The following is a 20316-nucleotide window of genomic DNA, read 5'->3' on the forward strand; positions in this document are numbered from 1 at the left end:
TCCCAACCCTTATTTTAAGGGTGAGACCTGTCCGGGGAATTCGGGGGCCGTTTCAAGGGCAAAACAGGAACATTGTATCTCGACGAGGCGGGACTTCACCATGGCTAAGACAGCAATCCCAAACAAAATTCAGATCGCGCTGTGGGCAAAGGCTGCGGGTCGATGCCAATATCGTGGTTGCAACAAGGAACTTACGGGAGACCTGATCGCAGGGCGCGAAGATGGGAAGTTCGGTTTCATCGCGCACATTGTGGCGGACAGCGCTGACGGTCCACGCGGCGATCCGATTCGTTCGCCAGCCTTGGCGAGGGACCTCGACAATCTGATGCTCCTTTGCGCGACGCACCATAAGGGCGTCGACGTGGACTATCTGGCTGATCATCCGGAGCCGGTGCTTCGGGAGATGAAGGCCGAACACGAGGATCGGCTCGCCATTGTTACTGGGATGGATCAGGAGCGTGCCGCTCACGTGCTCCGATTCTCCGCCAATATTGGCTTGCGGGATTCACTCGTCTCGACGCGGTCAATCTTTATGGCAATGCCGCCGGACCGGCACCCGGCGGAAGGCCGAACGATAGATATTGAGCTCATTGGTTCGGACTACGCCGACCATGAGGAGCGGTACTGGCAACTCCAACAGGACAATCTTCGCCGCCTCTTTTCGAGGAAGGTGAAGGAGCGGATCGAGCAGAAGGAGATACGGCAGCTGAGTGTCTTTGCGCTGGCGCCACAACCACTCTTGATCGAGCTGGGCCATCTCCTCGGGGATATCGTCCCGGTTTCGGTTCACCAGCGGTATCGCGAGCCGCAGACTTGGCGCTGGCAACCCGATCAGGCCGCAATCTCATTTAGCATTGAAGAACATTCGGGTCGGGCAGATGCACCCGTAGCCCTCAAGCTCGCGTTGAGCGCGACAATCAACGACGAGCGGATACGCGCTGTGATGGGTGAGGAAGTCGCGATCTGGTCCTTAACCGCCCGAGAGCCTCACAACGACATCATGCGTCGGCCAGAGGATTTGGTGGAGTTCAAACGTCATCTGCGTCGCTTGCTCGACAGGATTAAGGCTCATCACGGCGAGAAGGCGGAGATCAATATCTTTCCCGCTGTACCAAATTCGGCAGCGGTGGAAATTGGGAGAATTCGGATGCCCAAAGCCGATCTCCCGTTCAAAATATGGGATCAGAACCAGTCCCTCGGCGGCTTCGTTCCGACCTTGGAAGTTAGAGGTTGAGTCACAAATCGCCGATTAACACTTTGGTTCGGGTGACAGAGGCAACGGCATCCGGAGCGGATTGGCGGCAACACGGTGGGCCTTCGCGAATCTAGTCAACCGCTACGAACTCGACGATATCGCGATTGCTAGTACGCCTTGAAGGACCCGAATTATGGGCAATCCTCTCCTCGATCTCATCGGCTCGCGCTTGGCGGCGTCAGATGCCCGCTTTGCCAAGGCTGATGACGAACGGAGTCGTACATCCAGCGCGATGCTCGTAAGTTCCGCGCGGTTCGCGAACGTATTGCTCTCTCTAGGCGTGAAGCCGGGTGACCGCGTCGCGGTGCAGGTAAAGGATAGCCTCGAGGCGTTGATGCTTTATCTCGGCACCATGCGGGCCGGCGGGATCTTCGTGCCGCTGCATACCGCCTATACCGCGGCGGAGATCGAGTATTTCCTGAACGATTCCCACCCTGCCGTCATAGTCTGCGATCCCAGCAAGAAGGCTTCCCTGAAACCGTTGGCCAAAAATGCTGGTGCCAAACTTGAAACGCTGGGTGCAAGGCATCCTTGGAGCCGGTCAACGGCAACGCTTTTCGATAAGGAGCTCTTAGCATCTCGACACTTTGTAGACGTCGAGCGTGAGTCGGACGATATCGCCGCGATGCTCTATGCCTTCGGTACGACCGGGCTCTGTAACGGAGAGATGCTGAGCTACAGCAAACTGTTGTCCGATGCGCTGGCATTGATGGATCATTGGCGCTTCACGAAGGGCGACGTGCTGCTCCACGCCCTCCCGAACTTGCACACTGAAGATGTTTTCGCCGCGACGAACGTGACCTTGCTCGCGGGCGCGACGATGATCTTGCTACCCGATTATGGCACCGACTGGTTTTTCAGACACCTGCCGCAGGCGACGAGCGCGATCGGCGGGCCGGCCTTTTATGGCCGGCTGCTCAAGGATGCCCGCCTGAACAAGAAAGCTACAAAGCACATGCGCCTCTTCCTTTCCGGGGCAGAGCCGTTGCCATCCCAGATCCATCGAGAATGGAAGGAGCGCACGGGCCACGCTATCATTCGGCGCTATGGCCTGAACGAACATCACATGAACATATCGAAACCTCGCGAGGGCGATCAGCTGTCGGAGGCAGTCATGTCTGACGAGGTGGTTTTTCCATCGGCGGGGCGAACGTGAGCCTATAAGGAGCCGGCAGTCGCCAATCGGCATATCACTCTCGCCCGAGGGCTTACCCCGGAGTGCTAAGCGGGAGGCCGCTCGGCGGCGAGCGACAGCGTGAGTTTGAGCATTTGTCTCTTGCAGGCATGAGTCGACGCAATCGCCCGATGAGAACCAACGCGTTCGAGGAGCGTTTAAGGCTTCTGAGGAATGCACCGCAGGCGCCGGTAAAGAGGCTCGATATGATCAGATTGATCTTGGCTGGCGCGGCTGGGTGGATGCTCGCTACACGCCCCGAACTCCGTGAACGCGTATTCGGCGTAGCCAAGGATATCTTCCAGCCACTAACCGCCCGCTGAGCAAATTAGCCAGTGCCCTTTAACCCTTCATCCTCGCTCACGAAGCTTTTGAACGCACAGGTGAGAGCGGGACAGGTTGTCTGGCTTGGCATCCGTCCCGGCCGTCGAGAGCCCATGCTGGCGATCGAGACTGCCAACCTCGATGTTGAGAGAGGGGTTGTCGGCGATCGTTACACCCGCCCGGCCGGCAGCCGTCAGGTCACCTTGATTCAAGCCGAGCACCTGGCAGCAATCGCCAGCCACCTGGGCCTCGCAGAAGTTTCTCCAAATGATCTACGCCGCAACGTCCTTACCCGCGGCATCAACCTCGTCGCCCTCAAGGAAAAGCGTTTCAGGATTGGCTCCGCTATCCTGGAAACCACGGGCGAATGTCATCCCTGCTCCCGAATGGAAGAGATCCTGGGTACCGGCGGATACAACGCCGTCCGCGGTCTCGGCGGCATCACAGCTCGCATCGTCGAGAGCGGTACGGTTCGCCTCGAGGACGACCTGGTCGCACTTTCCGCTCGATCGCTGTGCTGATCAGGGATGAGCGAATGCTACCGGCCTGCATCGGATCAGCGAACGGCCGGCTCGACTGCTGCGGCATTCCTGTCGCAGGCACCGCCTGCCTCGGAACCTCACACGCCGGAGAGGGAAATGACGATCAAGCGGATGGATAACGTCGGAATTGTCGTCGAGGACCTGGAAGCGGCAATTGGATTCTTTCGTGCACTCGGCCTCGAATTCGAAGGGCAGGCTACGATCGAAGGCGAATGGGCAGGGCGCATCACCGGATTGGGCGACCAGCATGTCGAGATCGCTATGATGCGCACACCCGACGGCCATAGCCGGCTCGAACTCTCCCGCTTTATCAAGCCACAGGTCGAGGCTGATCACCGGAAAGCACCGGTCAACGCATTGGGCTACCTGCGGGTAATGTTTGCCGTAGATGATCTCGACGCCACGCTTGAGAAAATCCGCCCACTTGGCGCACAGCTTGTAGGCGAGATCGTCCGATATCAGGACGCCTATCTGCTTTGCTACATCCGCGGCCCGGAAGGTCTCCTCATTGGGCTAGCTCAGGAACTTGGAGCCAAGCCGCCAGCTCAGAGCTCGATTGAACGGGATAGGAGCCAGGATCAGGCTAAGCGCTCACCCGCCTCGAACGCCCTTTGACCTCTTACACGTTCTCAAAGAGCCAACGCCTGATCGTCGTTCTCATGCGCGGATCAAGCTGCTGCCTCTTGTACAAAATCGTCGTCACCCGTTCCCACGCCTCCTGCATGCCGGTTCGAACCCTTCGAGGATCGCCCCAATGCATCCCAGCTAACGTATCGGATCGCTCAAGCCTGCGCCCCGCGCTGGCCAAAATGCAGATGGCTACTTGCTGCTGATCCCTCCTTCGAAGGACCGTCGGGTCGAATTCGACGTCCTGACCGAGCTCCAGATACCTTTCGCGCAACTCCCTTTCGATGAACTCGCGCGCATGTTCACGCCGGTCCAGCCGGAACTGATATCCCGCAAACCAGAAGTTCGGCGGGGTGACATTGCCAATAAGACGCCGTCCCTGATCGTCCATCGCCCGCACATCAAGCACCGGCTCCTCAGCCTCGACCCAAAGCCATCCCTCGGAGCTCACGAGCGCGTTCGGATAGAATGCCCTGGCCTCCTCCGATCGAACATCGAAGGCGTCACGCGTGCGCGGGTGATAACCCGGGTCGTCCCGGCGATCACAATCGAAGTCTATGGCATTCTGAAATCGAAACCGCGCTGTTCGCATATGGGGGAGCGCTGGAAACCGCGCCGGGTCCGGAGCGCCCTCTCCACCCGGCAACTCGTCGATGCACCGCTGCGCAGTCACCCCGGCCAGCGGGCCTCCTCCGACATATTGCCAGCGCCGGTAGAGGCGCCCGTTCCAGGAGTGATACGGCTCGATGTTCCCATCAATCGCGATCCGGTGGCTCAGGTCAGGCACCTCTGCGATCTCGACCTCAACGAAGCTCCGGAAATTCCGCCTGGTCACATTGCGAGAATATTCGCTCCATCGGTCGTGCTCGTACGCGAACGGTAGTCGAATCCGCATTGCGAAGCCCCACCCCGGGGATTTCCGGGCACTCAGTGACCGAAGTAGGCCGCAAGTTGTTTCGAAAGCTTAAACCGCGCAATTCTCTCAGAACCGAGCACCTTTTCACGATTGGATTCCATGCCAAGCATGAGAAACCGCGATATTAAGTTGTATTATGTATACTCAAGATGAGAGCTCCGACACAGACGATTTATCCGTTCTCTACGCAATGATGCCTGGGGATGCATTCGAGCCTCCCAGCGCGCACCAACGCCGCACCATAATCCCCCACTGAAAGGATGCGCGATCGGAGAGGCTGAATTTATCACGCAATTTCAATGATTTACGACATGGTGCGGATGGGTGTTGATCGCGCTGCCGTCCAAGCTGCGACGTGAGAGGCCCGGCTCCACCGATGATCGCGCTGGAAGGCCGGCGTACCGGTCTCATCCATCATAGCCTTCGCGTAACGTCCCTGGATCACCATTGCGCCGGCCGTGCGGTCCGGCTGCTGTTCAGGAGAGAGCCTTGTCGAAGCGCGCAGGTCCGCTTCGGAGAGATCCGGATTGATCAGCTTGGCCGAGGTGAACATCGTGTCCCGAAGCCTCGCTCGTTTGAATGAGGTCCGCTTGCCCGAGCTGAAGGCGAAGGAAGCGCGCGAAAGCCCCGCGTCGTCGAAGATCGCCCCATCGAGCTGTGCGCCGTCGAATTCGGAGAATGCCAGCCTGGCACCATCGAAGCGGGTGGCGCCCCTCTCGGTCCGACCGAGGACCACATTGTGAAAGCGGGCGCGTTCCGCGTTCATGCCCTGGCAGAGCGCCCCCTTGAGGCAGGCTCCGGCGAGGGAGCCATAGCGCATCGAGGATCCCCGCAGGTCGGCGTCCTCCAGATCGGCGCCGTCGAAATCCACGCCATCGAGATTCAGCCCAGCAAGGTCTCGGTTCGCGAGATCCGCGCCTGCGAGCGACCTTCCGTCTCGAACGATGGCCTCGACGAACGCTTTCAGCGTGGCCGCCGTGCCTTCGACCAGGATCTCTCCGGACCGGGTGAAAATCTTCTGCGGTTTGGCCTTCACGAGTCGTCCGAATCCTTGTTTCCGTCTCCTGAGAATTCACCACGGAGGCCTGAAAGTCGGAACGCCGGTTCAGCCTCGCGCGGCTGCGTAAACCTTCCACGCCACCGCCCGCGCGCCAGCGAGCGCAAGGAAGGCGAAGCCGGCTGCGAAGACATAGGCTGCCCAGGCGAACGACCACCAGACCAGTCGATCCTTCAGACCCGCGGCCGCTATGACGCGTCGCCCGTATTCCAGGTTCAACTGCGGCCAGCCCCCGGCATTGATCATATAGGCCGCGCCATAGTTCCAGAGCTTCAGAGCGACGATCGCGCAGACGACAGCCAGGACGGCATTCAGTCCGAGCGAGCTCGTTTTGAAAAACAAGCGGAAGCCGGTCAAAAGCGCATCGCGCATTGATTTGATCGCAGGGTTCATTCGACCTCGAATTCCTCGTAGGTTGGAGCTGCAGGCTCCGAACGGGACGTGGTGATGGCGTCGCCGGCGCAGGGGCCGAGCTGTCGGTCCTTGCGGTAGATGTCGTCGTAATACTGGACCACCCCGGATGCATCGGGCCAGGCTGTGAAATAGGTCGTGACGACGCGAACCGGCGGAGCCCGGCGATCGGTGCGATCACCGGAACGCTGCAGGCGAGAGATCTCGCCTTCGCTCATACCGAGAACCCAGCCGGCGAGCTCCATCGCCTTCTCTACTCGGATGCAACCATGAGACTGCGCGCGGTCGTCCTCACCGAATGCGTCAGCATCATTGGTGTCGTGAAGGTAGACGCTGTTTCCCGCCGCAAGGCCGATCTTGACCACTCCGAGCGCGTTGTTGCGACCTGGCTGCTGGACGAAGCTGGTCGGGCGAAGCCCGCGCTCGGCGGCTTCTGTCGGCGACATCGATCGGCCGCCGGCCACGACCCGGAAATCGAGCCTCTCGAAATACCGCGGGTTGTTGGCCAGCTTTTCGCGCCACCGGCGTGCATTGATGATACTTTCCGGCACTGTCCAGGTCGGATTCACCCTGACATAGGTCGCGCTCGTATCCAGGTCTGGCGTGCGCCAGCCCTCATCGCCAATCACGACACGGCTTTCCATCACCGTGCGCCCGTCCTCATAGGTCGCAAGCTGCTGGGACGGGATATCGACCGTGATCGTCTTTCCCGAGCCTGGTGGGCGCAGGCGAGCCAGGCGTGCAAGCGTCGCCTCGATCGCCGCGGCGCGCCGGCCGCATACCCTTGGAAGCTCTGCGCGCAGCACATCGGCCGTGGTCCCACTGGCTTGGGCCGCCGGTTGGATCAGGAGAGCGCTTGCGCTCAGGAGGAAGGATCGCCTGTTCATGTCCGTCGTGTTGTTCGAGCCGCCCAGATCAAGCCGGAACGGTAGCCTCGGTTCCGCCCTGTGCCAGGTCTGCGAGGCGCCGACGCAGGATGCGGTCAGCCTTCTCATCAATGGGGCGTGCCGCCCCGGTTCCGCGGTGGATGATGCGGCTCTGCCAGCGCGTCAGCGTGTCGATGATCTCCGACCAGGCCTTGGCTTCATCACCGTGCATTTCAGGGACATTTCCAGCGAGGGAGAGTTCAAGTGCTGTGGCCAGGAAACCAGACTCGGTGCGAAGGATAATTTCGTCGGACTTGCCGCCGATCCCAAGCGAGCGAACCGCCTCTAGGCACCCGTCGATCTCGCCCAACTTCATATCGTGCGAGTTCGAGATACCAGCGATCTCGCGAACCTCGGCAGTCCGCCGGCCGGCATTCGACAGAGCAATGACAGCAACCCAGACCACTTGACTCCTGTAGGGAGCAAAGGACATCGACAGCTCCGCCTTTCTTGCGGCGCGAGAGAAGCGTTCGGGCTCTACCGTGGACGGCCGGCGCAGGGCGGCGGAATTGAGTGTCGATGGCTCTTCGGGAAGGACTGCACGGTCCGCGCCGACGCCAATGGCCTCGATTTGACCGGCGATCGCCCTGCGAAGATGAAGCGGCCCCCATGCCTCCCGGAGAATGGCTATGGCTTCATCGAGAATGACCTGAGGGGAAGGGTCCCACTCATCACCCGGGTCGATGGCAAATTCCTCAAGCGAGTTGTGAATGATCTCGGCCGCGTACGCCGCTTCCATCGCTCGGCGCTTCACCGTGTCATCCGTCAGCCGTATGACAGCGCTGTCTGCGTTATGCCCGAAGCCTCGGATGTCGATCGCGCGATTTTCAAGCAGGGCGATCGCGTCAGCAGGCTCCGCGGCTTCCAGTAGCGTCCCGATCGCCACAATCCACAGGGCCAGGAAGATGGGGCCGGCGGTGACACCCCTCCCCTCCGACGTGCGCATCCCGCGATGCAATGCCTCGCGAACAGCCGCTTGCACGGACGCAGTTAGCTCGTTTGCGGGGGCAGAGAGGTTTGACAAGGCGAATCCACTTCGAGGGGGACACGCCAAAAAAGATCACCCACCGATCCGGTCGCGGCAAGCGAACAAATCGGTGGGCTCAAGAATTGAAGCAACAATCCGTGGATGAGGTCAGGCGGTCGCCGCGACTTTCTTGGCGCGGGGCGACTTCCGTGCACCGCCATCGCGGGACTTGGAGTGCTTGCCGAGGCCGCTCGCACGAGCCTGCATCGCCTTCTGCTCGGAGTAAGCCGGGCCGGCGTGAGGGAGCTGTTCCTTGCTCAGCTTGAACATGGCGAGCAGCATCGGATAGTCCATGCCGTAACTCACCTCGATGTGGCGACGCAGCATCTTGAAGCGCCCGCCCCCGATCGGATCGACCACGGTCATCCGCTTGTCGGCGATGTGCTGGCCATCGACCGTGCGCGGCACAGGAGTTCCATCCGACCGCGTCGGGATGTTGTGCTCCTTCATGATCTCCATGAACTTCTTGCGCATCGCCGGCGTGGCGGTCGGCCAGACCCGCTCAGCAACGATTTGACCTTCATGGGCGATCACCGGAATGAACGCACGCGATCCTTCAAGAGACTTCATGGCTTCCGGAGCAAGCGCCTTGCTCGGCGCCGCCGGAGCAGTCACTGCCGGCAGCGCGGCGCGAACTGGCGGCGCAATCTCAGGCAGGGGCGCCGGCGAGCCGGCGCGCTGGACGAGGCCTGATGCTATGTCCTGCTTCACGATCCCGGTCATGGTGTCGTGAACGTCCTTGATGAACGGGATCAGGTCGTCCTTGGGGATGGTCGTGTTCGGGTTCCGAACCCAACCGCCGACGATTTCGGTGGTCATGGCCGCGATTTCGCTGATTCCGCTGCGATCTGACGCCATATTCAATCTCTCCTTAGCTCTCTCCGTTACAGGCCGACGGGTCCGCACCCGTTCCTTGCCTGTTGCAGATTTAATCCCGCTGCACCTGATACTTCTGGGTGCCGAGGATAACCTGCACACTCCCCTTAAGATACTGGCCTTCGCGACTTAAAATCCGTGACGGTGACGAGGCATTCCTTCAATTTCAAAGCTCTTAGGACTTTGGGATAGGCCATTTCGTAAGAGAGTGCAATCGGTCCTAGCGACATTCCTTGAGGGTGAAAGTCGGCATTTCTATGAATGTCTATAGAAATCCCGGGTCGATCTTGTTCCGGTCGGTAACTCGGCTCCCGTCCTCTGGTTCCCGGCTTCACAAGGAATTTCTCCTTGCCCGTCCCCGATTTCCTTCAACGATTGGGACAATATATCTTGCCTCGGGTTAAGGACTCCTTCCTCCTGTCAATCGCCTCGAAGGAATTTCCACGCGAGCGATAAGTCGGCGGCGATCGCGTCGGGCTATGGCGAAGCGCGACACTCCTTGGTGGTAGCGGAGGAAATCCTCAAATTCAGGTGGTGTGGATAACAGGATGAGTCGTGTCTGAGCGCGCATTTCACGCCGTTGACCTGCCAAGCAAGCGCGCAAGCGTCCCAGGCGAAGACCCCCTGGCGGCGCTGACACGCATTTTTGGACACGGAACCTTTCGAGGCGTCCAAAAATCCGCTGTTGATTCCATCCTTGCCGGGGTCGATGTCCTTGGTCTCATGCCTACCGGCGGTGGCAAAAGCCTCTGTTTCCAGATTCCGGCTCTCGTTCTCCCCGGAATGGCCTTGGTGGTGAGCCCGCTGCTTGCTTTGATGCGTGACCAGGTTGATGGACTGCGTCGAAGGGGCGTACGGGCTGCCGCGGTCGCGGGCGAAGACTCTCAGTCGGCGGACGAGCGGCGCGAAATTCTCGGGCTCGCCGCCTCGGGAAGCCTGGATATCCTTTACCTTTCCCCGGAGCGCCTCGGCACGCCAGCCTTTCAAAGCTTGCTCCGCCAGCTGCAGGTCAGCCTCGTTGCCATCGATGAGGCGCACTGCGTCTGCGAGTGGGGACGGGACTTCCGACCCGCCTACATGGAGCTCCCGCAGCACTTGGAGGCCATCAGGGCTCCCAGGATCGCACTGACCGCCTCCGCGACCCCAGCGATGACAGCGGAGATCAAGGAACGGCTCCTGCGCGGGAATGTTCGCGAGCTGCGTATGAGCTTCGACCGGCCGAACATTACGATTAACGCACGGCGGGTGGTTGAGCCGCTTGCGGACCTTGACCGGCTTGTGAAAGAGCGTCCGGTCGCCGGATCCACGATCGTCTACCTACCGACGCGTCAGGGAACCGAAGACGCAGCGGCCCTGCTTAGCCCTGACGGCCGATCGGCAGCCGCTTATCACGCTGGCCTTCCGGACCTGGAACGGAAGCGGGTCCAGGACGCCTTCCTGGCAGGGGAGATCCCGACGATCTGCGCGACGACGGCCTTTGGCATGGGTGTCGACCATCCCAACACCCGGCGTGTGGTCTATGTCGGGATCCCCGCTTCCATCATCGACTACTACCAGGGCATTGGTCGCGCTGGACGCGACGGCCTGCCGGCGGAATCCCACCTCCTCTGGAGCGACGCCGATGTCGCGCGGCGTGCCCGCCTTGCCATTACCCTGGAAGGCCCGGCGCGCCGTCGAGAGGTTGGTCGGATGGAAACTGTCCTCGGCCTGGCCCACACTCCCGGCTGCCGGCGAGCTTCGCTCCTCCGCTGCTTCGGGGAGGAAACCACGGCGCCCTGTGGCAACTGCGACCTCTGTATGTCCTCACCGGCACGCGTCGAGCGAGGCGATCTTGCTCGCGCCACGATCCGGCTAGCCGGGCGGCTCGGGGAGGACTCTTCGGTCTCGATCCTGAACGAGGCTCTCCTGGCGAGCCCGTCGTCCCGGGTCCGAAGCATGAGGCTCGACAGCCTGCCGGAGTATGGCTTCGCCAAGCGTCTGCGCATCCAGGATTGCCGTCCACTCATTCGCCAGATCGTGGGGCTGGGTTATCTCGACGTCAGCGAAACCACGGGCGCGGTGCTCCCGACGGTCGCTGGCAAGGCGCACATGCGCAGCACCGAGCCGATCTACCTCGTCGACCATATCAAGGAGGCCATCCGAACGTCTCGCGGCGCCGGCGATCGCCGGGATGTTTACTGGCAGGCGATCCTGACCGCTCGCGATGAGTGCGCGAAGCGGCTCTCGACGGATCCTACCCGGCTCCTCGACGAGAAGACCGCGCTGAAGCTCGTTGCGGCCGTCGATAGCGACGAGGATAGTCGCTTGCTGCTCTCGCGGCTCCCCACGGGCCTGGGAAGCGCGATCGAGGAAGCTCGTCTTCGAAACGCAAAGCGGCGGGACATGCCCGCCGCTCTCAGTCTGTCGCTATTTTGACGATGATCAGTCGCGTGTCAGGACGATGAACCGATAGAGGGCGCCTTCTGCCGAGGTATGGGTCGAGGGCTTCTCCTGAAGACTCGGGGCGACGACGAGGAAGCCGCCACCATGCACCACGACGTGACCTACGACATCCCCGCGGAACTGAGCTTCGTATCCCGGAAGGCGGACGACGCCCTTCTTCCTGTTCGGATCCAGGACCCGCTTCGGATTGTTCTTGTCGACCGCCAGCTCGGTCAGAACGAGTTCAACGTCGGGGCTCTCCGGGCTCGCCACCTTTTCTGGCAGCTTGCTCAGGTCCTGCTCCTCCAAACGAAGCACGCGGCCACGTCCGCGCGCCTTCGGCTTCCGTCTGGCGGACGCTGCCCGCTTTGGCGCGGGAGCAGCCCGCGACGGTTCAGACATCGCTTCCGTTGAGGTTTCCTTCGGTGCCGGGGCCTCAGCGGCGAGTGGCGCAGCCTCCGCCGTAGGCTCTGCCGAGATCTTCCCGGCAGGGCCGGACATGAACTTCTCCAGGACAGCAACGCAGTCCTCAACATGGGCCTTCGCCACGGTCACGCTCTGGCCACTGATCGTGTCGGTGATGACGCTCATCGCGACGCCCTTTGAGGCGTAGGTGAAGCGCGGAGCCTGAGGGGCTGGGGCCGGCTCGGGCGCGGATTGCGTGGCCGGCGCGGGAGCAGAAGCGGTGGCCGCGGCCGGCTTCGTTGCTGCCTTTGCACTAGCAGACTTGCCCTTCGAGGCAGCAGGCTTGGCTGCCGGGGCCTTCTCAGCTGCCTTCGGCGCCGGTGCAGCTGCGGGAGCTTCGGCTGCCGCGGTTGCCGACGAGGCGCCGGCGATTGAGGCCGCTGGCTTGGCGCCGCCCTTCTTGGACGACTTCTTCGGCGCCGCTGGTGCTGCAGCCACGGCCTTTTCTGCGGCTGGCTCGTTCGCAGGGCTCTTTGCAGGCTCGCTCTTGGCCGCAGCGCTGACGCTCGACTGGCCCTTCGAGGCTTTGGCTGCCGCCTTTGCCGGCACAGCGGCCTTGGCCTTCGCGGAGGACTTCGCGGAAGCGGGTGCCTTGCCGGTTGTCGAGATCTTGGCAGGCGCCGCCGGCTTGGCTTCGGACGGCGCGGCGGCAGCCGCAGGCTTGGCGCTGGACTTAGCCTTCGATGAAGCTTTGCTTTTCGCCGCGGGCTTGGCCGCGGGCGACTTGTCGGCCTGCGCCGGAGCGGCAGCGGCCCAGGCGGCGTCGGAAGCGGGCGTACCCTTTTCGGGCGCCGGCGCATCTGCCTTTACCGAATCCTCGTTAGCCTTCGTGGCAGCCGGCTTTGAGGTTTTCTTCCGAGCGGCAGTGGCGGCGGCAGTCCTCTTCGAACCGGCGCCTTTCGAGCCGGCAGCTGGCTTTTTCATGTTCAAATCCTCGAATGGCGTGAGCATGCGCAATCTGTTCTCATGCCCAGTCCAAGTCAATGATCGAGGCCAAAATATGCTTACCTTTCAAGCGGATCGCACCATTTTGACAGGGATTAATCCTTGCAAGGGAAAATGATCTGCACCTTAATTGTTGCTATAATGTTCCTTCAGTGACGGCAGAATTCCTTGTCTGATTCCTTGTCCGGTCCCATCATCCCATGGGACTGTGCACAACGAGTCATGAAGGGCCTGCCGATCGATGAAATCGCAGTTCGTCTCCATTGAAGACGTCGTCGAGGCGATTGCGTCCCAATGCGATGGCGCGCGTCGACGCGACGGCCGAGGCTTCAACCGAGCCGATGCACAGGAGGGAGGTCGACTGTCGGCCCTTCGGCGTCAGGACATGGCCTGGTCTGAGGCGGACGCGCGCAAGGCAATCGAGCTGGCGGCGAAATACCCGGGACAGGCGGCCGCGCTCCTTTCTGGAGGAAGCGAGACGCGCGCTGCAGGCATCGAAAAGGCGCTGCGCGGCGGACGCGTTCCTTTGCGCGACAATCCGATCCAGGATTCAGAGCAGAAGGCCTATTGCTATGCGGGCCTCTCGCCTGGCGGACGCTACGTCTATTTCTGGCGGCTTGCATGGATCGACGATCTGCCAGGACTAACCAGTCGCCTGCGTGGCCTCTCCCGCTTGCGCCATGGCGCCCGCGCAATCTGGTTCCGGACCGATAAAGCGGAATTGACCATCAACGGAGCCAGAAAGCGCGCTGACCGCCTCTCGATCGACTTCAACGGCACGACACAGGCAGGGATCATCCAGGCCGCGAAGGCGCACGGGTTCCTGCTGGAGCCGGCGATTGCTGAGCCGATGGATCGCGAGGTCGACCACCTGCGCCACAACGAGCGCGCGGTCTGGCTCCACAGCGGCATCAGGGACGGCAAGCGCGGGACCTGGGCCGTATTCGACCTGAAGAGCAAGAACGAGGAGTTCTCAGCCATCATCAAGCACCACTTTCGCGGGCAGTTCGATTGCCGTCCGGACGACGACTGGAACTGGTACGTCGCCTACGATGCCGAAACTGCTCCGAAGCTGCGCCAGGTCGCCCTCAAATTCGGCTTCGCACAGAGCCCGGATTTCGCTTCCGGCTTCCGACGCAGTCCTTCCTCATCGCCATCCACCATTCGGACCTGACAAACGGTCCTTTGGCGTTTCGCATTCAATCCTTTTAGCGTTATCCTCCGGCTCAAGGAATCCTTGGGTGCCGCATGATCTCGCTTCTCATCATCATGACGCTGGTCGTCGGCATGGCGGCATCCGTCGGCTATACGCTCTACACCTTCCAGCGGTCAGCTGAGATTGTCTCCCTCGCGCAGCGCAATGCCGCGACCATGGACGGCCTCGCCTCTGCTATGCGATCCGCCATGCGCGTCGTCGAACTCGACGGGCCCGTTCGCATCCCGTTCGGCGAGGAGATCGGCGGGCGTTCGGTTCTACCATCGTGGGCGATCGGTAACGGCCGGACCCCGTGGGGCGCCTACTATGGCTGGTGCCCATATGCGCTCGACGATCTGACTGTGGCGGGCCCGGACGAGGCCACCTCCGAGCTGGTTCTCAGCTCCAATCATCAGGTCGGGAGCTCATTTCCTCACCGCTACGCCTCTCGCGTCCTTGTCGACCGTGGCCGCCAGTTCGTTGTTCGCAGCGACGCTCCCCATGACACCGCGCTACGCGGCGCGGCCCAAGGCATCGTTGGCTTAATCGTGTCTCCGGCCCCGTACCAGACCGCTATTCCCGATTGCGAGGACGTGAGGCTCGTGAATGGCCAGTTCCTCGTGCGCGGCGACGGAACGCCCCGGGTTCCCGGATCCGTCGTGCCAGTCATCGCACGCGGGCCGCAGGCTGCGGAGGGAACCGCTGTCGGCAATCTGCTGTTCTACGTCTCCCCTACCGGCGCCGCGCGCCGCGCTGCGGTGAATATCGGCGAGAAGGCCTTCGGTGACACCGCCGACAAGCCCCTCAATCTCGACGCAGCAATCAGCTCCGCGATGTCTTCCGGCTATCGCAGCGTGACGATCTCGCTTGCCGGCGGCTCCTATCAATTGCCCAATGTGCTCGGCGGCAGCGCAAGCTCGGTCGCGATCTCCTTTCTGCCGACCGACGCCAGTCCGACCGCCGCGCCCATCGTCTTCAGCTCTGGTCTCACCAAGATCGCGACCGATGTGACGTTCGTCGGGGCAGAGTTCGAGAACGGGGCGGGCCTCTGGATCCAGTCGGGTGGTCGCGCGCGCCTCACCGGCGGCAAGATCGGATATCTTCGCAATGATGGCGGCGACGCACTCCTCGCTGGCACGGCCATCGTTGGCCACGCGTCGCGACCGAACGCGGTCGAGCTCACTGCCGGCCGGCTTACGCTCAAGGGCGCCTTCGACCTGTCCGGTGTCCTGTCAACCGGGTATCCCATTATCGCCTCGGGCGGCGAGCTCGTCCTGGCGGAGGCTGGTCTGACGTTCGGGCGGGCCGAGGCCAAGCCCTGGATGATCTTCCAGCAGGCTCGCCTGTCGGTGAGTGGTCCATCCACCCTGGACGGGGCTCCAATCGCCTCTACGCAGGCTGTGGACGCGGTCTGTGATGCCGGCAGCACCCTTCCCGGCTGTACGGTCACCTGCCCTGCCCTGCTCTATCCGGTGAGCGCGTCCTGCCTGATCGATGACGAGACCGGCGGTGCCAAGGCCACCCTGCGGTCAAGCGGTCGCGACGGAGAGCGTGGCTGGACCTGCTCCTGGTCGCCCGCGCGGTCATATGCGCTCCACAATAACGGCTCAATCGTCGACGGGCTCGGGGTCGAGCAGCCGGTCCCGAATCAGGAGGGGGCTTTGGCCGAGCTCGTCAGCGATCTGCCGCGGCGCCGCGTCATCGCCCAGTGCTCGGCGACCTATCCGAGCGACGTCGTGGTCAGCAGCAACTGATGTCCGAAGCGATCGACACCGAAGAGGTCCATCTGCGGCCGCAAACCCTCGCCGACTTCAACGGTCAGGCAGACGCGCGCGCGAACCTGACGGTCTTCATCAACGCCGCGAAGGCAAGGGGTGATGTTCTCGATCACGTCCTCTTTGTTGGGCCGCCTGGACTGGGAAAGACCACTCTCGCGCAGATCGTTGCGCGGGAGATGGGAGCGAACCTGCGATCGACCTCTGGGCCCGCGATCACCAAGGCCGGCGACCTCGTCGCACTGCTCACTTCGCTAGAGCCTGGTGACGCAATTTTTGTCGACGAAATCCACAGACTGAGCGTCCAGGTCGCCGAAATCGCCTATTCGGCTCTTGAGGATTTCTACGTGGATCTACTCATCGGCGAGGGTGCTTCCGCGCGTTCTGTGCGTATCGATCTGCCTCGATTCACCTTGATCGGGGCCACCACCCGGTCCGGCCTGCTTCCGGCTCCGCTGCGAGATCGGTTCGGCATCCACGTCCGCCTCAACTACTATACCGAAAGCGAGCTGGTTCGGGTCGTCAACCGGAGCGCAAAGGTCTTCAATATCGACATCACGCCTGAAGGCGCTGGCGAGATCGCGCGACGGTCGCGCGGCACTCCCCGCATCGCTGGCCGGCTGATCCGGCGTGTTCGCGATTTCGCCGCCGGTGAGCCCGTCACGGCAGCACTCGCGGACTACGCGCTCAATCAGCTCGACATCGACAGCCGCGGGCTCGATCAGCTCGATACGCGCTATTTGCGGCTCGTTGCGAAGAACTTCTCGGGCGGGCCGGTCGGTATCGAGACCATTGCCGCGGCGCTCTCGGAGCCGCGCGATGCTCTGGAAGAGATCGTTGAGCCCTATCTGCTCCAGCAAGGCTATCTGCAGAGGACGCCTCGAGGCCGAATGCTGACTGCCGGCGCCTACGCTCATCTGGGAATACGCGCGCCGACGCCGGCGGTGCCGGTGCCCGGTCAGCTTGGTCTGTTCGCCGACCAGGTCGCATAGCGTTACTTGGTCTTCGCAGTGGCCAACTTCTCTTCCTTCGGCCTCCACATCTCGGCAGACCATGATCCAAGAGAGGTAGCGATGAGCCTCTCTTCCCGACGAGCCCCCTGCCGCAGGTAGTATCGGGCAACCTCGCGCTCGCGGTCCGATAACTTGTCACTCGGTTTAGAAAGCTGCTCGTCGGCCTTGTTCGCCTGAACTCGAAGTTCAAAGCGCTCTCGGATGGCCCGCATTGTTTCCGTCGCACCGCGATCAAGAAAGCGGCTTGTGACCTCAGCGACGGACGGGAACGGCATGACCTTCTGACCAACACCATTGATGGTTATCGACCACTGCCACGTCTGGTCGGCCGGCGCTCCCACTCTGGCGAGCGTGGTCACGCTTGGGAACACTTCCTTGAGCTGGATCTCGGAGGGCGTCCGGTAAGCCCAAGCCAGGGTGGCATCCTGATTCCGGAGTGCGATCCTGTCCTGTGCGGCGAGGAATCGCGCTACGTTCTTGGCTAGCCTCGGATTGGCTTCCATCAGACAAGCAGCGACGAGGAAGGGCCTCTCCTGCCAGGCCTTTGTCGATACGACGCAGTTCGCATTCTGGTCATCCATCGTGGCGACATCGACACCGCCCAGCATCGCCAACTCGTGTCTGACGGACTTTTGCGAGATTCCAGGCGATTTTGCCCCAAACTCGGTCTCTTTCAGAGTCCGCGCGATAGTTGGGACAAGGTATGTGCCCTCGCGTACGGCCTGCTGGATCAAGGCAATCGATAGCTGTTCAGGGTATTTTTCCAGCATGTGGTGCGCTCTTTGCGCGTTCTCAACCCTGGTCGGATCCGTGTAGATCGCATCGTTCTTCAGGAACTCCCACGGCTCGGGAAGCCGGAGCTTGTCCTTCTCCTTCGAGAGTACGGCCAGCTCGAAGAACGGCGTGAGGTAGAGCATCATCTCGCCGATATGGGAGACTTCGACCGGTGAATAGATCGACGTCGCTATTGTCCCTGCGGACGCCTCCCCGTCGCGGATTTTGAAAGGATGCCAGCTATCCGAGCGGGAGATGTCCTCGCTGGGGCAGCTGACGTCGGTCTCCTTCAGAGCGTCCACCTCTGCGGGTAGTCCACTCAGCTTCGAAAACGCCCGGTTCATGCAGATCGGCTTCGAGCCGGCGACGTCCCGTTTTGCCTGAACAGTCGCCCACCCCAACATTGCGTGATGGGCGATCCACATAGCTTTGAAGCGCTCTGCTGTGGACTGCGGTTTTCCGATCTCTGCCGGCTCCCAGGTATCGTATTCCAGCAGCGCAGCTGGCTTGAAAACCCCGGCACCAGCCACGTCACCGAGAGTGATTTTCCGCAAAAGAAAATCGAAGCACTTCGTCGCTGACTTGCCCTCCTCCATCCTCTGGTCGATGGCGAAGTGACGAACGCGCTCCGCGTATGTCGCATACACCCCGGCTCGCACCTCGATATCGTGGATATCGGTCAGAGCCGCAAAGAGACGGCAGTTGGCGTAGGGCTCTGCCGAGATGCGAGCTAACAGGTCATTGGTGTGATTGATCTTCTGTTCGATCCCCTGCAGTGAGCTCATAACCGCGAAATGCTGCTCGTCGATCTTCCGCGAAAGGTCGTCGATTTTGGCAAGTGTCTCCTTCTGAAGATCGATGATCTGGTCGAGACGAGCATTGATCTGAGCGAACGCCGCGGTGTTGGGGTCATCCCCGCCGCCGCCGCCAAATAGGCCGCCGGCGGCCATCAAGGCACCCAAGTAGTTTCCGGTTGCGAGAGAAGCACCGACGTTTATCGCAGACTTGGCCATCGCCACCCCGCGGGTGATTCCTGCGACATCGACCTTGACCCCCACCGCGACAGCGAAACTTGCGGCGGCGCCAATTCCATCTAGTGCTGTATCGATGTTCCCCTTGGCGTCGAGGATTCTGTTGAGCCGAGTGAGGTCAGCGATCTCCTCGCTGCGCTTCTGCCTTTGCTCGTCGGTTTTGGCCGCCAGGAACGACGGGTCCAGCAAAGCGGTCAGCCGGTCTTTCGGCCCCATGTTCCGGTACATGGCTGACTGTGTCGCCCGCTGGGAGGCCTCAAGCGCGTCGAGCTTGCCATCAATCTTTGATTCAAGGCGCTCCAGCTGCATGACGGTGGTTTTCGCGAAGAGCTGGATCGCCTGCGTCTGCTGGGCCACCGCCCGCCTAATCGTTTGAACTTGACCGACGACTTTCTCGATCTGCGACTTCTGATCGGAAAACCGCGTTTCCGTCTGCTGCTGAAAGGCAGCGAATGCCTCTTTCCCCTGCGCCTGGCGCGCAGCGATCGTATCCAACCCGTCCTTCAGCAGGCTTGTTTGAATGTCCTGAATTTCGGTCTTCAGCGAAGGATCCAATTCCTTGCCGATGCCTTCCTCGAAAAAGGCGTTGGAGCTTCCGAATAGCGCTTTGGCTGCGTCCTTTCGGTTCGCGTCTGTGATTCCCGTCTTCTGCCATAGCTCAACTGTCTCTGGCTTAGCCCTCAGCAGCGCGAGCTCAACGGCCGTCGCAACCGACGCCTTATAGGTCGGCTCAATATCAGTGAGCTTGTCGATGCCCTTGTTGAGGCTGTCTTCGATGGCAGGACCGGCCAGGACCATCGTCGCCGCCCCCATCGGGGTCTTTGCCGCAACAGAAAGCAGCGCGATGCCTGTCTTTCCGGTGACCTTGAGGTCGTCTGCGTCTCGGCGATCAAGGACAGCCTTCTGTTGGGCGGCGCGGAGTGATTCAATCAGGTTGGATGCAGCTTGCGTCTTCTCCGCCTCGGTGATGTTTGCAGGCGCCGCGCGATCGCGGAGCTCCTTCACCCGTCGGACGTCATCGGAGGCGCGATCGCGCGCGGCCGAGCGCAGTGCTGCCCTCTCCTGCTCGTTGAGCGCTTCAGCTTCGATCAGGGCTTATGGCACCGGTCCCATTCGTTTTGGACCCGCCGCCCAAAGCTGAGCTCCGCTGCTCGGGCTCGCGAACTGCGCGTGAGCGACCGGCGCCGAGAGTAGCGCGGCAGCCAACGCCAAGTGAGAGACTGGGTTACGGCGCCACAGGTGGGATGACGTCATCGCATCTCTCCGGTGCCGGGCTGCCGCTTCGGCACAGCTGGTTGAGCAGAATACGCATGTCCGAGCGCAGCGCCTTGTTAGTCGCGGCCAGCTCCTTCAAAAGGCTGGACCCGCTCCCTACTGACGGAAGTGAGACCGTCCGGACGCAGGAATCGTAGCGCTCAACTTCGAAATATTGGCTGCACCGGGTCAGGATGCCGCCTTCAGCATAGGATCGTTTCGAGCAGGCCAAAGGATCCTCTGGCCTCGATATCCTCACCCTTGTCTCGCAGCTCGACCCGGTATTGTTTTCATTGGAGAGGTAACAA

General features: G+C 61.6%; 16 protein-coding genes and 1 pseudogene. 9 read left to right on the forward strand and 8 right to left on the reverse strand.

Going from position 1 to position 20316, the window contains the following annotated elements; translation table 11 throughout:
- Nucleotides 1-100 precede the first annotated feature (100 nt).
- The 4 genes and pseudogenes from ACODTJ_RS20775 to ACODTJ_RS20790 form a co-directional block, all read left to right on the forward strand.
- Nucleotides 101-1234 (forward strand): SAVED domain-containing protein, encoded by a 1134-nt coding sequence (locus ACODTJ_RS20775; protein WP_488849748.1) that lies wholly within the window; start codon nt 101-103, stop codon nt 1232-1234.
- Between the two features lie 154 nt (nt 1235-1388).
- Nucleotides 1389-2411, forward strand: coding sequence for an AMP-binding protein (locus ACODTJ_RS20780; RefSeq protein ID WP_488849749.1), 1023 nt, complete (start codon nt 1389-1391; stop codon nt 2409-2411).
- A gap of 455 nt (nt 2412-2866) precedes the next feature.
- Complete coding sequence (locus ACODTJ_RS20785; RefSeq protein WP_488849750.1) at nt 2867-3274, forward strand: MOSC domain-containing protein; 408 nt, start codon at nt 2867-2869, stop codon at nt 3272-3274.
- Between the two features lie 117 nt (nt 3275-3391).
- A pseudogene (locus ACODTJ_RS20790) lies at nt 3392-3826 on the forward strand (VOC family protein); the annotation flags it as partial.
- Nucleotides 3827-3914: 88 nt separating this feature from the next.
- Here ACODTJ_RS20790 and ACODTJ_RS20795 read toward each other — a convergent pair.
- The 6 genes from ACODTJ_RS20795 to ACODTJ_RS20820 all read right to left on the reverse strand — a co-directional run bounded on the left by ACODTJ_RS20795 (nt 3915) and on the right by ACODTJ_RS20820 (nt 9078).
- On the reverse strand, nt 3915-4817 hold the full coding sequence (locus tag ACODTJ_RS20795; RefSeq protein ID WP_488849751.1) for a hypothetical protein: 903 nt from the start codon (nt 4815-4817) through the stop codon (nt 3915-3917).
- A gap of 325 nt (nt 4818-5142) precedes the next feature.
- A complete protein-coding gene (locus ACODTJ_RS20800) occupies nt 5143-5874 on the reverse strand; it encodes a pentapeptide repeat-containing protein (RefSeq protein ID WP_488849752.1) in 732 nt (243 codons plus the stop codon).
- Between the two features lie 69 nt (nt 5875-5943).
- Nucleotides 5944-6288, reverse strand: coding sequence for a hypothetical protein (locus tag ACODTJ_RS20805; RefSeq protein ID WP_488849753.1), 345 nt, complete (start codon nt 6286-6288; stop codon nt 5944-5946).
- The gene (locus tag ACODTJ_RS20810) at nt 6285-7301 is read right to left on the reverse strand and encodes a L,D-transpeptidase family protein (RefSeq protein WP_488849754.1); all 1017 of its coding nucleotides are present in this window, start codon (nt 7299-7301) and stop codon (nt 6285-6287) included. Before ACODTJ_RS20810 ends, ACODTJ_RS20805 begins: the two co-directional genes overlap by 4 nt.
- Nucleotides 7222-8214 (reverse strand): hypothetical protein, encoded by a 993-nt coding sequence (locus ACODTJ_RS20815; protein ID WP_488849755.1) that lies wholly within the window; start codon nt 8212-8214, stop codon nt 7222-7224. Before ACODTJ_RS20815 ends, ACODTJ_RS20810 begins: the two co-directional genes overlap by 80 nt.
- Nucleotides 8215-8367: 153 nt before the next feature.
- Nucleotides 8368-9078 carry a Ros/MucR family transcriptional regulator gene (locus ACODTJ_RS20820; protein WP_488849756.1) on the reverse strand — a complete coding sequence of 237 codons (711 nt, stop codon included), beginning with the start codon at nt 9076-9078 and terminating at the stop codon, nt 8368-8370.
- Nucleotides 9079-9690: 612 nt separating this feature from the next.
- Between ACODTJ_RS20820 and ACODTJ_RS20825 the strand changes: the two genes are divergently transcribed.
- Nucleotides 9691-11550 (forward strand): RecQ family ATP-dependent DNA helicase, encoded by a 1860-nt coding sequence (locus tag ACODTJ_RS20825; RefSeq protein WP_488849757.1) that lies wholly within the window; start codon nt 9691-9693, stop codon nt 11548-11550.
- A 6-nt stretch (nt 11551-11556) separates the two neighbouring features.
- On the opposite strand, the gene ACODTJ_RS20830 is transcribed toward ACODTJ_RS20825, so the two are convergent.
- Nucleotides 11557-12147 carry a hypothetical protein gene (locus ACODTJ_RS20830; protein WP_488849758.1) on the reverse strand — a complete coding sequence of 197 codons (591 nt, stop codon included), beginning with the start codon at nt 12145-12147 and terminating at the stop codon, nt 11557-11559.
- A gap of 94 nt (nt 12148-12241) precedes the next feature.
- On the opposite strand from ACODTJ_RS20830, the gene ACODTJ_RS20835 reads away from it, so the two are divergent.
- From ACODTJ_RS20835 to ruvB, 4 genes are all read left to right on the forward strand, one after another.
- Nucleotides 12242-13084 (forward strand): hypothetical protein, encoded by an 843-nt coding sequence (locus ACODTJ_RS20835; protein ID WP_488849759.1) that lies wholly within the window; start codon nt 12242-12244, stop codon nt 13082-13084.
- Nucleotides 13085-13207: 123 nt separating this feature from the next.
- Nucleotides 13208-14140: a hypothetical protein gene (locus ACODTJ_RS20840; RefSeq protein WP_488849760.1), complete on the forward strand. Its 933-nt coding sequence runs from the start codon at nt 13208-13210 to the stop codon at nt 14138-14140.
- 74 nt (nt 14141-14214) lie between these two features.
- Nucleotides 14215-15915, forward strand: coding sequence for a hypothetical protein (locus tag ACODTJ_RS20845; protein WP_488849761.1), 1701 nt, complete (start codon nt 14215-14217; stop codon nt 15913-15915).
- A complete protein-coding gene (gene ruvB / locus ACODTJ_RS20850; RefSeq protein ID WP_488849762.1) occupies nt 15915-16928 on the forward strand; it encodes a Holliday junction branch migration DNA helicase RuvB in 1014 nt (337 codons plus the stop codon). Before ACODTJ_RS20845 ends, ruvB begins: the two co-directional genes overlap by 1 nt.
- A gap of 2 nt (nt 16929-16930) precedes the next feature.
- On the opposite strand, the gene ACODTJ_RS20855 is transcribed toward ruvB, so the two are convergent.
- The gene (locus tag ACODTJ_RS20855; protein WP_488849763.1) at nt 16931-19759 is read right to left on the reverse strand and encodes a hypothetical protein; all 2829 of its coding nucleotides are present in this window, start codon (nt 19757-19759) and stop codon (nt 16931-16933) included.
- Nucleotides 19760-20316 lie beyond the last annotated feature (557 nt).

The organism is Allobosea sp. FG18 (assembly GCF_057809495.1).

Coding starts and splice junctions, on each gene's coding strand:
- ACODTJ_RS20830 (WP_488849758.1), bottom strand. CDS start 12,147: ATGAGCGTCATCACCGACACGATCAGTGGCCAGAGCGTGACCGTGGCG.
- ACODTJ_RS20785 (WP_488849750.1), top strand. CDS start 2,867: ATGCTGGCGATCGAGACTGCCAACCTCGATGTTGAGAGAGGGGTTGTC.
- ACODTJ_RS20780 (WP_488849749.1), top strand. CDS start 1,389: ATGGGCAATCCTCTCCTCGATCTCATCGGCTCGCGCTTGGCGGCGTCA.
- ACODTJ_RS20810 (WP_488849754.1), bottom strand. CDS start 7,301: ATGAGAAGGCTGACCGCATCCTGCGTCGGCGCCTCGCAGACCTGGCAC.
- ACODTJ_RS20775 (WP_488849748.1), top strand. CDS start 101: ATGGCTAAGACAGCAATCCCAAACAAAATTCAGATCGCGCTGTGGGCA.
- ACODTJ_RS20820 (WP_488849756.1), bottom strand. CDS start 9,078: ATGACCACCGAAATCGTCGGCGGTTGGGTTCGGAACCCGAACACGACC.
- ACODTJ_RS20805 (WP_488849753.1), bottom strand. CDS start 6,288: ATGAACCCTGCGATCAAATCAATGCGCGATGCGCTTTTGACCGGCTTC.
- ACODTJ_RS20845 (WP_488849761.1), top strand. CDS start 14,215: ATGATCTCGCTTCTCATCATCATGACGCTGGTCGTCGGCATGGCGGCA.
- ACODTJ_RS20795 (WP_488849751.1), bottom strand. CDS start 4,817: ATGCGGATTCGACTACCGTTCGCGTACGAGCACGACCGATGGAGCGAA.
- ACODTJ_RS20840 (WP_488849760.1), top strand. CDS start 13,208: ATGAAATCGCAGTTCGTCTCCATTGAAGACGTCGTCGAGGCGATTGCG.
- ruvB (WP_488849762.1), top strand. CDS start 15,915: ATGTCCGAAGCGATCGACACCGAAGAGGTCCATCTGCGGCCGCAAACC.